The 12,796-nt window shown below is 71.8% G+C and carries 9 protein-coding genes and 1 pseudogene; 2 read left to right on the top strand and 8 right to left on the bottom strand.

Annotated features, from left to right (window positions below; all coding sequences use genetic code 11):
* From V7793_RS23440 to pgsA, 3 genes are all read right to left on the bottom strand, one after another.
* The coding region (locus tag V7793_RS23440; protein WP_336009553.1) for a glycosyltransferase family 4 protein at nucleotides 1-1,157 on the bottom strand (1,157 nt) is incomplete at its 3' end.
* Entirely contained in the window at nucleotides 1,154-2,179 is a 1,026-nt protein-coding gene (locus tag V7793_RS23435) for a phosphatidylinositol mannoside acyltransferase (protein ID WP_336009551.1), read from the bottom strand. The genes V7793_RS23440 and V7793_RS23435, both read right to left, overlap by 4 nt.
* Nucleotides 2,176-2,856: a phosphatidylinositol phosphate synthase gene (gene pgsA / locus V7793_RS23430; protein WP_336009549.1), complete on the bottom strand. Its 681-nt coding sequence runs from the start codon at nucleotides 2,854-2,856 to the stop codon at nucleotides 2,176-2,178. Before pgsA ends, V7793_RS23435 begins: the two co-directional genes overlap by 4 nt.
* A 244-nt stretch (nucleotides 2,857-3,100) precedes the next feature.
* Between pgsA and V7793_RS23425 the strand changes: the two genes are divergently transcribed.
* Nucleotides 3,101-5,308 carry an elongation factor G-like protein EF-G2 gene (locus tag V7793_RS23425; RefSeq protein ID WP_336009547.1) on the top strand — a complete coding sequence of 736 codons (2,208 nt, stop codon included), beginning with the start codon at nucleotides 3,101-3,103 and terminating at the stop codon, nucleotides 5,306-5,308.
* Nucleotides 5,309-5,413: 105 nt separating this feature from the next.
* On the top strand, nucleotides 5,414-7,135 hold the full coding sequence (locus V7793_RS23420) for a hypothetical protein (RefSeq protein ID WP_443057970.1): 1,722 nt from the start codon (nucleotides 5,414-5,416) through the stop codon (nucleotides 7,133-7,135).
* Nucleotides 7,136-7,179: 44 nt separating this feature from the next.
* Here the strand turns inward: V7793_RS23420 and V7793_RS23415 are convergent, their stop codons facing one another.
* The 5 genes and pseudogenes from V7793_RS23415 to V7793_RS23395 all read right to left on the bottom strand — a co-directional run.
* On the bottom strand, nucleotides 7,180-8,406 hold the full coding sequence (locus V7793_RS23415; protein ID WP_336009544.1) for a YncE family protein: 1,227 nt from the start codon (nucleotides 8,404-8,406) through the stop codon (nucleotides 7,180-7,182).
* Entirely contained in the window at nucleotides 8,406-9,287 is an 882-nt protein-coding gene (locus tag V7793_RS23410; RefSeq protein WP_336009542.1) for a polysaccharide deacetylase family protein, read from the bottom strand. The genes V7793_RS23415 and V7793_RS23410 overlap by 1 nt, the downstream gene beginning before the upstream one ends.
* Nucleotides 9,288-9,354: 67 nt before the next feature.
* The gene (locus V7793_RS23405) at nucleotides 9,355-9,915 is read right to left on the bottom strand and encodes an HIT family protein (RefSeq protein WP_336009540.1); all 561 of its coding nucleotides are present in this window, start codon (nucleotides 9,913-9,915) and stop codon (nucleotides 9,355-9,357) included.
* 80 nt (nucleotides 9,916-9,995) lie between these two features.
* Nucleotides 9,996-11,972, bottom strand: a complete 1,977-nt coding sequence (gene thrS / locus V7793_RS23400; protein WP_336009538.1) for a threonine--tRNA ligase — start codon at nucleotides 11,970-11,972, stop codon at nucleotides 9,996-9,998.
* Nucleotides 11,973-12,085: 113 nt separating this feature from the next.
* A pseudogene (locus V7793_RS23395) lies at nucleotides 12,086-12,796 on the bottom strand (hypothetical protein); the annotation flags it as partial.

Here is a 12,796-nt window from a genome sequence, read left to right as displayed (position 1 = left end):
TCGCGGGCCAGGCCGAAACGGGCGCGCAGTCCGGTGCGCTCGTCGGCGGCGACGGAGGCCGCGCCGGCGGTGACCGTCTCGTAGACGGCCAGGATGTCGGCGCCCACGCGGGACCAGTCGAAGCGGCGCACGTGCGCACGGCCGCGCTCGCTCAGGCCGGTCCGCAGCTCCTGGTCGCCCAGCAGCCGCACGGCCGCGGCGGCGAGCGCATCGGCGTCCTCGTTGGCGAAGAGCTCCCCGGCCGAGCCCTGATCGAGCACCTGGGCGAACGCGTCCAGGTCGCTGGCGAGGACGGGAGCGCCCGCCGACATCGCCTCGACCAGGATGATGCCGAAGGACTCCCCGCCCGTATTGGGGGCGACGTAGACGTCGACGCTGCGCAGCAGCCGCGCCTTGTCCTGGTCACTGACCATGCCGAGGAACTCGACGCGCTCGCGCATCTCCCGGGGCAGGCCCGCTACGGCCTCCTCCTCGTCGCCCCGCCCGGCCACCAGCAGCCGGGTGCCGGGGCACTCGGCGAAGATCTTCGGCAGGGCGCGCATCAGCACCGGCAGGCCCTTGCGCGGTTCGTCGATGCGGCCGATGAAGCCGATCGTCCCGCCCTGCCACTCCTCCTTGGGCTCGGCGCGGGCGAAGAAGTCCACGTCGACCCCGTTGGGGATGACCACGGCGTCGCCGCCGAGGTGCTCGACCAGCGTCCTGCGGGCGTATTCGCTGACCGCGATGCGCGCGCTGATCTTCTCCAGGGCGGGCTGGAGGATCGGATAGGCGGCGATCATCGCCCGGGAGCGCGGGTTGGAGGTGTGGAAGGTCGCCACGATCGGGCCCTGTGCGGCCCAGCAGGTCAGCAGACCCAGCGAGGGGGAGGTGGGCTCGTGGATGTGGATGACGTCGAAGTCGCCGTCGTGCAGCCAGCGCCGCACCCGTGCGGCCGACAGGAAGCCGAAGTTCAGCCGCGCCACGGAGCCGTTGTACGGGACCGGGACGGCCCGCCCGGCCGAGACCACGAAGGGCGGCAGCGGCGTCTCGTCGTCCGCGGGCGCCAGCACCGACACCTCGTGGCCGAGCCGGATGAGGTGCTCGGCCAGGTCGCGGATGTGGAACTGCACGCCGCCGGGCACGTCCCACGAGTAGGGGCAGACGATCCCGATCCTCATGCCTCGGTCCTCCGGTCGCTCTCGGCCCGGCCGGCACCCCGGCCGCCCGGTGCGCCCTGCGCGCCCTGCGTCTCCTGCGCCGGCCCGGCCGCCGCTCCGTCCGCTCCATCCGCTCCGCCGGAGGGCCGGTCCGGGCGCGGGTCGAGGTCGGCGAGCCACAGCCGCTGGAGCATGTGCCAGTCCTGCGGGTGCTCGGCGATGCCGGAGGCGAAGGCGTCGGCCATGCGCTGCGTCATCACCGTGGCCTTCTCGGCCCGGGTGCCCTGACCGGGCACCTCGATCGGGGCGTGCACCCGCCCCTGCATCACCGGCGAGCGGTCGTACCAGAGCGTCACGGGCATCAGCAGGGCCCCGGTCTGCACGGCCAGCATCGCCGGGCCGGCGGGCATCTTCGCGGCCTCGCCGAAGAACGTCACCTCTATCCCCGAGGAGGACAGGTCACGGTCGGCCACCAGGCACACCAGGCCCCCGGAGCGCAGCCGGCGTGCCAGCGTGCCGAAGGCGCTGCCGCCCGCGTGGGGCAGCACCTCCATGCCCAGCCCCTCGCGGTAGGCCACGAAGCGGTCGTAGAGCGTCTCGGGCTTCAGCCGCTCGGCCACCGTCGTGAAGGGCACCCCCAGGCGCGTGGTCACCCACGCCCCGGCGAGGTCGTAGTTGCCCATGTGGGGCAGCGCGATGACCACGCCGCGCCCGCTCGCCAGGCCCTCCTCCAGGTGGTGCAGGCCCTCCGGGGCGAAGGCCGTGCGGGTGCGCTCCGCGCTCCACGCCGGCAGCCGGAAGGACTCCATCCAGTAGCGCATGTACGAGCGCATGCCCGCCCGCGACAGCCGCGCCAGACGCTCGGGGGACGCATCCGGCAGCACGCGCGCCAGATTGGCCTCCAGCCGCAGCACGCTCTTGCCGCGCCGCCGCCACGCCGCATCGGCGATCTGCTGCCCCAGCCGGACGGCCACCGGCTCCGGCAGCTTCTTGACCGTGGCCCAGCCGAGCCCGTACAGCGCGTCGGTCAGCCGCTCCTTCACCCGTTGCCACCGCCCTGCGCCGCGGCGGCCCCGGCCGCGGCCTCCGCGGCCTCCGCCTCGGCGGATTCGCGGCGCACCGTCACCACCCGCTGGATCAGGGTGACCAGGCTGCCCACGGCCACGATCCACAGCGCCACCGGCAGCAGGTACTGGATGCCCGGCACGCCGAACTTGTGCAGGCCCGCCAGGCCGCACGCCACCAGCGAGATGACCAGCCGCTCGGCCCGTTCCACCAGACCGTTCACGTTCACCGGCAGGCCGATGCTCTCGCCGCGCGCCTTGGTGTACGAGACGACCTGGCCGCTGGCGAGGCAGAAGATCGACACCGCGCACAGCAGGGTGTCGTCACCACCGGCCGCGTACCACAGGGCGAGGCCGCCGAAGATCGCCGAATCGGCGACCCGGTCGAGCGTGGAGTCCAGGAAGGCGCCCCAGCGGCTGGAGCGGCCCAGCTGGCGGGCCATGTTGCCGTCCACCAGGTCCGAGAAGACGAACAGGGTGATGACGACCGTGCCCCAGAAGAACTCCCCCTGGGGGTAGAAGACCAGTGCGCCCGCCACCACACCACCGGTACCGATGAGGGTCACCGCGTCGGGGCTGACGCCGAGGCGGATGAGCAGGGCGGCGAACGGCGTGAGAACACGCGTGAAGAACGCACGCGCGTACTTGTTCAGCATGGCCTTCCCGGAGGGGTGTCGTATCGGGCCGCGTGGTCAGGAGGCCACCGGCTGGCCCATCGTAGCCAGGCACCCCCGGACAGCCGCGCACGCACCGCTCGCAGCGCGAGCACCGGTGCCCCCACCGCCCCCGGCGGCCCCCGCGCGGGGCGTACGGGCGCGCCTCCGTGTGCGACGTATGGACGCAGCGTTACCGCAGTGGAAAGCTCGACGTACCGCAGGTGTCGACCGGGAGGCGGGACACATGGGCGAGAAGACGGGCACGTACCCAGGGGCCGCGGGCAGAGCAGTATCGGCCGACCGGCCGAGCCACGTACGCAACGTGGTGCTGGTCGGCCACAGCGGCTCGGGAAAGACGACGCTGGTGGAGGCCCTCGCGCTGGCGACCGGCGCGGTCAACCGGGCCGGCCGCGTCGAGGACGGCGGCGCGCTGTCGGACTACGACGAGATCGAGCACCGCCAGCAGCGCTCGGTGCAGCTGTCGCTGGCCCCCGTCGAATGGGCCGGCATCAAGATCAATCTGCTGGACACCCCCGGCTACGCCGACTTCGTCGGGGAGCTCAGGGCCGGTCTGCGCGCAGCGGACGCGGCCCTTTTCGTCGTCTCGGCGGCCGAGGGCGCCGAGAACATCAACGGTGCCACCCGCATGGTCTGGGAGGAGTGCGCGGCCGTCGGCATGCCCCGCGCCATCGTCATCACCCATCTGGAGTCGGCCCGCTCCGACTTCGAAGAAATGACGGAGACCTGCCGCGCGGCCTTCGGCGGGGACTCCCCCGACGGCGTGCTGCCGCTCTACCTGCCGCTGCACGGGCCGGAGGGCCCCGACGGGCACCGCCCCGTCGCCGGCCTCATCGGCCTGCTCTCCCAGCACGTCTTCGACTACTCCTCCGGCGAGCGGGCCGAGGCCGCGCCCGGCCCCGAGCACCTGCCCCTCATCGAGGAGGCGCGCAACCGGCTCATCGAGGGCATCATCGCCGAGAGCGAGGACGAGACCCTCATGGACCGCTACCTCGGCGGCGAGGAGATCGACGTCAAGACCCTCGTCGAGGACCTGGAGCGCGCCGTGGCGCGCGGCAGCTTCCACCCCGTCCTCGCCGCGGCCCCCGCGGCCGAGGGCGCCAAACAGGGCCTGGGCACCGTCGAGCTCCTGGAGCTGATCACCGGCGGCTTCCCCACCCCCCTCGAACGCGAGGTCCCGGCCGTCACCACCCCCGACGGCCGCCCCCACGCGCCCGTGACCTGCGACCCCGCGGGCCCGCTCGCCGCCGAGGTGATCAAGACCTCCTCCGACCCCTACGTCGGCAGGATCTCCCTCGTCCGCATCTTCTCCGGCACCCTGCGCCCCGACGAGACCGTCCACGTCTCCGGCCACGGCCTGGAGGACCGCGGCCACGAGAGCCACGACGTCGACGAGCGCATCGGCGCCCTCTCCTCACCCTTCGGCAAACAGCAGCGGCCCCTCCCCCAGGCCATCGCCGGGGACATCGCCTGCGTCGCCAAGCTCAGCCGCGCCGAGACCGGCGACACCCTCTCCGCCAAGGGCGACCCCCTCCTCATGGAGCCCTGGCAGATGCCCGACCCGCTCCTGCCCGTGGCGATCCAGGCGCACAGCAAGCCCGACGAGGACAAGCTCTCCCAGGGCCTGTCCCGCCTCGTCGCCGAGGACCCCACCATGCGCCTGGAGCAGAACCAGCACACCCACCAGGTGGTCCTCTGGTGCCTGGGCGAAGCCCACCGCGACGTCGCCCTGGAACGGCTGCGCTCGCGCTACGGCGTCCAGGTCGACGTCGTGCCCCACAAGGTGTCGCTCCGCGAGACCTTCGGCACCAAGGCGGCCGGCCGCGGCCGGCACGTCAAGCAGTCCGGCGGCCACGGCCAGTACGCCATCTGCGAGATCGAGGTCGAACCGCTGCCCGGCGGCTCCGGCATCGAATTCGTCGACAAGGTCGTCGGCGGCGCCGTCCCCCGCCAGTTCATCCCCTCCGTGGAGAAGGGCGTCCGCGCCCAGGCCGCCCGCGGCATCGCCGCCGGCTACCCCCTGGTCGACATCCGGGTCACCCTCCTCGACGGCAAGGCGCACTCGGTCGACTCCTCCGACGCCGCTTTCCAGACCGCGGGCGCACTCGCCCTGCGCGAAGCCGCGGCCGAGGCCAGGATCCACCTCCTGGAACCCGTCGCCGAGATCGAGGTCCTGGTCTCCGACGACTACGTCGGCCCCGTGATGAGCGACCTGTCCGGGCGGCGCGGCCGCGTCATCGGAACCGAGCAGTCCGGCGCGGGCCGCACCCTGGTGCGCGCCGAGGTGCCCGAGATCGAGATCGGCCGCTACGCCGTCGACCTGCGCTCCCTGTCGCACGGCACCGGCCGGTTCACCCGCTCCTACGCCCGCCACGAACCGATGCCCCCTCAGGTCGCCGACCGGCTGCGGGAATCGGCCGGATCCGGAGGGTAACGGGCGCAATCCGCCCGCCTCGCACCATCCGGGGCGGGCGGCCTTCACGATCTCTGCGACAGCCGGCACCCCGCGCCGATACGCTGGGTCCGCGGACCAACACGTATGACGCGGGCGGTCGTCGGCATCCGTCGAAGGCCGCAGGACCGGACATGCGCGGCATTGGGGGCAGCAGTGGCAGCAGGGGATCCGTTCGACTTCAGTCCGGGGGCGCAGATCCCGCTCTCGGGCTCCTCGGGACAGACCGCGGCGACGCAGGCCCTCGCCTCCGCCGCCTACCGCGACGGACCGGCCGACCAGCTCCTCAAGGCCAACTCCGACTGGGCCAAGTCCGAGGTCAAACCGCCCCGCATATCGCTCTTCGAGCCCAACCTGGGCGAGGCCTTCGCCCGCGCCGTCCAGCTGCGCGTGCTCGGCGGCGGCCGCAAGCCCCTCATCCAGTCCTTCGGCCTCGACCCGCAGCCCGTCGTCGAGCACTGCCTCGCGGCCAACCGCATCCGCAAGCAGCGCGACGCCAGACTCACCCTGATCATGGGCGTCTGCGGGCTGCTCTTCCTGCCCGGCGTCCTGCTCTGGCTCGGCGTCTTCCAGCTCCGCCGCACCATCGCCGGCGCCCAGAACAAGCGCGCCGGCGCCCTCGGCACGGCCCTCCTCGTGGCCCTCGGCATCCTCGCCGTCATCCTCCTGGTGAAGCTGCCCTTCCACGGATTCTGGGCCTTCTACCTGCGCGCCATGATCATCGCCCCGCTCGTCGGCGGCTTCTGGGCCAAGACCGTCTGCGAGCGCACCGCCAAGGACCTCCGCGAGCGCTGGACGGGCCTGCTCTCCGGCGGCGGCGTCGGCGCCAAGATCCCCGAAGCCGTCCCCAAGAACCCCGGCGAGACCGCCGCCGAGCGGCTGCGCCAGTCCCTCGAGCGCCTCGCCGCCGAGCAGCAGAGCAATGTCGCCTTCTACGCCGGCACCAAGGGCATCCTCGGCATGGGCACCCGCTGGGGCAGCTGGCACCTCGCCGAGGAGCTCGTCCCGCTCGACCCCGGCAAGGAGATCAACCCCTTCCGCAGCTGGGACGTCGTCCGCGCCATCCACGACCAGCTGCACCTCCTGGAGCGCAGCCCCCTGCACACCGGCGGCTTCCCCGCCCCCTCCGTCGAGCACTGGGTCGTCTCGGACGTCGGCGAGGGCGCCGGCGCCGTCTCCCGCCCCGAAGGCACCGACGGCTTCCAGATAAGGGGCGCCGAACTCCAGAAGATCTGCAACGAGCAGCAGTTCGGCGCCGGCAGCCGGCACTACCTCGGCGTCCAGTTCGTCCTCTGGGACGGCCAGCTCGTCATCACCCTCCTGATCACCGTCACCGTCCTCCACAAGACCCTGCGCATCGAGGTCACCGGGCACGCCCTCGGCCCCGTCAGCGGCGTCTTCATGGGCAAGCCCGCCGCCCGCACCAAGACCACCCCCAAGACCATCAAATTCTGGGAGAACCGGACCAGGACCCTCTCCGTCGTCCCGCCCCGCGAGATCGTCCGCCTCGCCGCCCGCGCCCCCCTCACCTGGTACCCCCCACTCCTGGAGTACTGGGGCGGCAAGCTCGTCCTGCCCGAGCCCTTCGGCCTGCGCCACGCCTGGGCCGAGAAGCCCTGGCGGCACCGCTTCATGGCCGACGACGCCCTGCGCGCCACCACCCCCGTCCTGCGCGTGGTGCACGAGGCCGCCCTGCGCGTCCTCAAGGAGCACGGCGTGAACACCGACCGCTTCAACAGCCGCGCCATGTCCCTCAGCGGCGCCGTCCAGGACGCCAAGCCGGGCGCGGCGGACGTCTACAACGCCTGACGGCGTCCGCCCACCGCGCCTGACCGGCCGTCACTCGCCGGGTCTCACCGGAAGATTCCGGTGTGGCCCAGCGAGTACCGGCCCGGCTGCGGGTACACCGCGAGGCCGTGCGGCCCCGCCCCGACCGGGATCTTGGCGATCTGGTGCCCGTCCCGGGTGTCGATGGCGTACACCTCCGAGTCGTAACGCCCCGACAGCCACAGCACGTTGCCGTCCGCCGACACCCCTCCCATGTCCGGGCTCCCGCCCTCCGGCAGCTCCCACTTCTTCACCAGCTTGCGGCTCGGCAGGTCCAGCACCGAGACCGAGCCCTCGCCCCGGTTGGAGATGTACATCGACTTCGAGTCCCGGCTCACGTACAGCCCGTGCGCGCCCTTGCCCGTCGGCATCAGCCACGGCTCGGTGAACTTGTCACCGTCCAGCACCCACACCCCGTCCGCCATCATGTCGGCGACGTACCAGGTCTTGCCGTCGGAGGCGATCTTCACGTCCTGCGGCATCGCGCCCTCGAACGGCAGCTTCTGCTGGCCGATCACCTTCATCTTCGCCGTGTCGACCTTCAGCAGCTCGCCCGAGAACTCGCACGAGACGATGAAGTACTTCCCGTCCGGCGAGAAGTCCGCATGGTTCACCCCCTTGCACGACACCGGCTCCGTCTTCTTCCGCTTCATGGTCTGGGCGTCCCGGAACACCAGCTCCCGGTCCATCGACGCCATCACCACCGCGTACTTGCCGTCCGGCGTGAAGTAGAGGTTGTACGGGTCGTGGACGTCGACCGTCCGCCCCTTCTTCCCCGTGGCCGGGTCGATCGCCGTCAGCGTGTGACCGCGGTCGTTGTTCACCCACAGCGTCTTCATGTCCCACGACGGCACCACGTGCTGCGGCTGGTTGCCCACCGGGATCGTCTCGATCACCTTGTACGTCTTCGGGTCGATCACGCTCACCGTGTTCGACTCCGTGTTGGGCACGTACACCCGCGACGGGAAGTCCTTCACCACCGGCGACAGCTGATTGGGCCGGTCCGCCGCGTACAGGTCGTTCGGATCCAGCAGCGGCGGCATACCGGGCAGCCCCGCGGCCGGCGCGGCACCCCGGCGCTCCCCCTGCTGCTGCCCGTCCTTGTGGGGCGCGCGGTCGGCGGCCTCCGTACCGGAGTCCCCTCCGCATCCGGAGGCCAGCAGGGCGCAGGCGGCGGCGAACAACACGGCACGGTGCACCCCGCGCAGACGCGGCCGGCGCAGAGAGCTCGGGAACGAGGAGAACTGGTTCATCAGGTCAGCAGCTCCGTTGTCGTCACCGCGCGCAGACCGCGGCGGTGCAGGCCGTCGAGGATCGCGGGCAGCGCGGCCACGGTGCCCGCGTGCCCGAAGTGCAGGCTCACCACCGAACCGGGCCGCACCGCCTTCAGCACGGTGCGCCGGACCGCCTCCGGCCCGGGATCGGTGAAGTCCAGGGAGTCCACGTCGTAGGAGAGGACGTGCGGATAGCCGGCCTGGCGGGCCAGCCGGGCCACCTGCTCGGTGGCGAGCCGCGCCCGCGAGGGCCGGAACCAGCGGCCGATCCCGCCCGTCAGCCGCCGCAGCCGCTCCGCGCACTCGGTGATCTCCGCGGAGGCCGCGGCCGCGGGCATCGTGCAGATGTCGAGGTGGTGCATCGTGTGATTGCCCAGCTCGTGGCCGCCGTCGAGGATCCGCCGTGCGAGCTGCGGATAGGCCTCCAGCCAGGTGCCCACGGCGAGCACGGTCACCCGTGCCCCGGCCCGCTCCGCCTCCCCCAGCAGCCCGGTGATGGGCTTCGGATCGCCCTGGCCGTGGAAAGTCAGCGCCACGTCCTTGCCGGTACGGGGGCCGTGCTCGATCTGGGCGGGGAGCCCCGGCGGGAGCGGGGCTAGCGTGAGCGCGGGGGGCTTCGACACCGACGGCGCCCCGGACGCCGCGGGCTTCTTCGAGGCGCCCGGCTCACGGGATGCACCCGGCTTGGTGGACGCACCCGGCCCGGCGGAGTGCTCGGCCGCCGCGCCGGCCCGTCCGGACGGATCCGCCGCCCGGGCCCCCGCCTCACCGTCCGACCGGCCGCAGCCCACGCCGGCGGCCCCGGCGAGGGCTCCGCCGGCGGCCGCGCGCAGCACGGTGCGGCGGTGAAGGAAGGTCACCGCACCATTAGAACTTCTTTTAATTAAGACTTTGGGACATTTGCCCGTTTTTCTCTGACGCGTGTCCTCAGGCGTCCGGCCAGACGTCCGCGAGCATCTTGCGGGTGTCCGCCAGCAGTTGGGGGAGGATCTTGGTCCGGCCGATGACGGGCATGAAATTGGTGTCGCCGCCCCAGCGGGGGACGATGTGCTGGTGCAGGTGGGCGGCGATGCCTGCGCCGGCGGTGTCGCCCTGGTTCATGCCCACGTTGAATCCATGGGCCCCGGAAGCCGTCCGCAGTGCGGTCATGGCCCGCTTGGTGAAGTCGGCCAGCTCGGCGGTCTCGGCGAGGTCGAGCTCGGTGTAGTCGGCGACGTGCCGGAACGGCACGACCATGAGGTGGCCGCCGTTGTAGGGGTACAGGTTCAGCACGGCGTAGACACGCTCACCCCGGGCGATGATCAGCCCGTCCTCGTCGCTCTTCTCCGGAATCGAGCAGAACGGGCAGCCGTCGTCGGCCCCCGGGCCGCTCGGCTTGTTCTCGCCTTGGATGTACGCCATCCGGTGGGGCGTCCACAGGCGCTGGAACGCGTCCGGCGCCCCGACTCCGATCTGCTGCTCCGGCTCACTCGTCATGCTGTGCAGCATATGCGCCCGGGAGGATGCGGATGCAGAGAGGGGCGGCCCTGATGGGCCGCCCCTTTAGCCCCGCGGGTGCGGGGACCACGTCACACCTGTACGCGACGCTCCACCACGTCGACGAGCTTCGCCAGCGCCTGCTCGCGCGGGATGCCGTTCTCCTGCGAACCGTCGCGGTAGCGGAAGGACACCGTACCGGCCGCCATGTCCTCGTCACCGACGATGATCATGAACGGAACCTTGAGCTTCTGGTGGTTGCGGATCTTCTTCTGCATGCGGTCCGAGGAGGCGTCCACCTCGACCCGCAGGCCCTTCTTCTTCGCGTCGGCCGCGAACTCCTGCAGGTACTCGACGTGGGCGTCGCCGATCGGGATGCCGACCGCCTGCACCGGGGCCAGCCACGCCGGGAACGCACCCGCGTAGTGCTCCAGGAGCACCGCGAAGAAGCGCTCGATCGAGCCGAACAGCGCACGGTGGATCATGACCGGCTGCTGGCGCGAGCCGTCCGCCGAGGTGTACTGCAGGTCGAAGCGCTCCGGCAGGTTGAAGTCGAGCTGGATGGTCGACATCTGCCAGGTGCGGCCGATCGCGTCCTTGGCCTGGACGGAGATCTTCGGGCCGTAGAAGGCCGCGCCGCCCGGGTCGGCGACGAGCTCCAGGCCCTGCTTCTCGGCCACCTTGCGCAGCGTCTCGGTGGCCTCCTCCCAGGCCTCGTCCGAGCCGACGAACTTCTCCGGGTCCTTGGTGGAGAGCTCCAGGTAGAAGTCGTTCAGACCGTAGTCGCGCAGCAGGTCCAGGACGAAGGTGAGGGTGCGGTCCAGCTCCTCGCCCATCTGCTCACGGGTGCAGTAGATGTGCGCGTCGTCCTGCGTGAAGCCGCGGGCGCGGGTGAGGCCGTGCACGACGCCCGACTTCTCGTACCGGTACACGGTGCCGAACTCGAACAGCCGCAGCGGCAGCTCGCGGTACGAGCGTCCCCGGGCGTCGAAGATCAGGTTGTGCATCGGGCAGTTCATGGGCTTGAGGTAGTAGTCCACGCCCTCGTCGAGCTGCATGGGCGGGTACATGCCGTCGGCGTACCAGTCCAGGTGGCCCGAGGTCTCGAAGAGCTTCCCCTTGGTGGCGTGGGGGGTGTAGACGAACTCGTACCCCTCTTCCTCGTGCCGCTTGCGGGAGTAGTCCTCCATGACCCGGCGGATGATGCCGCCCTTGGGGTGGAAGACGGCCAGGCCCGAGCCGATCTGCTCCGGGATGGAGAAGAGGTCGAGCTCCGAGCCGAGGCGGCGGTGGTCGCGCTTCTCGGCCTCGGCCAGGAAGTCCAGGTGCGCCTTCAGCTCGTCCTTCGACGGCCACGCGGTGCCGTAGATGCGCTGGAGCATGGGGTTCTTCTCGCTGCCGCGCCAGTACGCGGCGGCGTTGCGCATGAGCTTGAACGCCGGGATGAGGCGGGTGGTCGGCAGGTGCGGACCGCGGCAGAGGTCCTTCCAGCACAGCTCGCCGGTCTTCGGGTCCAGGTTGTCGTAGATCGTCAGCTCGCCGGCGCCGACCTCGACGTCCGCGCCGTCGTCGTGCGAGGCGGAACCCTTGAGGCCGATCAGCTCCAGCTTGTACGGCTCGGCCGCGAGCTCGTCGCGGGCCTCCTCGTCGGTGACGACGCGGCGCGAGAAGCGCTGGCCACGCTTCTGGATCTCCTGCATCTTCTTCTCGATGGCCTTGAGGTCATCGGGGGTGAAGGGCTTCTCGACGTCGAAGTCGTAGTAGAAGCCGTCCTTGACCGGCGGGCCGATGCCCAGCTTGGCCTCGGGGAAGAGCTCCTGCACGGCCTGGGCCATGACGTGCGCGGTCGAGTGGCGCAGGATGTCGAGGCCGTCCTTGGAGGAGACCTCGACGGCCTCGATCTCCTCGCCGTCGGCGACGACGTACGCGAGGTCCTTGAGCTCGCCCGCAACGCGCGCGGCGACGATGGTGCGCTCACCCGAGAAGAGCTCGGCGGCCGTAGTGCCCGTCGTCACCACGCGCTCTTCCCGCTCGGAATCGCGTTGGATGATCACACGGACGTCTGACACCGGTCTCTCCTGACGTATGGGTCGCCGCAGCGGTCACTGCGCGCCTGAATCGTACCGAGAGCCGCAGCCTGGTCGCGAAACGGTTTACCGGGCGGCCGGGGAGAGGCGCGGTTTCATTCGCCGCCGCACGCCTCCTCGAAGAAGTCGATGTTCTCGTGCAGCGACTTCAGCAGGCGGTCCCGCTCGCCGTCGTCGACCCGTACGGGCATGACGTCGCGGGCATCGGCAAGGCGCCGGAAGCCGCCCCTGCTCTCCAGGCGGCCGCTCATGCGGACGGGCATGCCGAGGAGGTGGGCGTGGCCGGCGATCCGGTAGTCGTCCTCGTCGAGGGTGGCGCGGACCTGGGGCACGTCCGCGCCGGCGAGGATCCTCAGCCGTACGGTTCCGGGCCCGCCCCGGTCCTCGCGGCGCATGCGGACGACCACTCCGGTGAGCTGCACGGCGACGGGCGGCTCGTCCCGGATGTAGCGGGCCCCGGCCTCGCGGAGCACGGGGAGGTCGCCGGGGGCGAACGCGACCGGCTCGGGGCGGGCGGCGAAGCCGTCGGGCGGGCCCGCCGCGGGGGCCCAGTGCAGGCTGATGCGGATGCCCTGGGAGCCGCGGACGAGTGCGCCGATCGCTTCGGTCAGCTCCTGGCAGACGCCCGCCTCGACGGCCGGCCCGAAGGCGTCGGGCGCGCCGGTGGCCCGCTGGCGGTCGGTGGCGTCGCGGGCGGCGTAGAGGGCGCGCAGGAGTGCGGTGGTGACGGGCCTGCCGTCGGGGCCGGGAGCCACGCCCGTGCCGACGGGCAGGAAGGTGGTCAGCTCCCGGGCGCCCGCGGCGGT

Origin of the sequence: Streptomyces sp. KLMMK (assembly GCF_036961605.1) — a bacterium.
Classification (GTDB): domain Bacteria; phylum Actinomycetota; class Actinomycetes; order Streptomycetales; family Streptomycetaceae; genus Streptomyces; species Streptomyces telluris.
This window is presented reverse-complemented; position numbering and strand designations above follow the sequence as displayed.

Coding starts and splice junctions, on each gene's coding strand:
- V7793_RS23415 (WP_336009544.1), bottom strand. CDS start 8,406: ATGAACCAGTTCTCCTCGTTCCCGAGCTCTCTGCGCCGGCCGCGTCTG.
- V7793_RS23420 (WP_443057970.1), top strand. CDS start 5,414: ATGACGCGGGCGGTCGTCGGCATCCGTCGAAGGCCGCAGGACCGGACA.
- V7793_RS23425 (WP_336009547.1), top strand. CDS start 3,101: ATGGGCGAGAAGACGGGCACGTACCCAGGGGCCGCGGGCAGAGCAGTA.
- pgsA (WP_336009549.1), bottom strand. CDS start 2,856: ATGCTGAACAAGTACGCGCGTGCGTTCTTCACGCGTGTTCTCACGCCG.
- V7793_RS23405 (WP_336009540.1), bottom strand. CDS start 9,915: ATGCTGCACAGCATGACGAGTGAGCCGGAGCAGCAGATCGGAGTCGGG.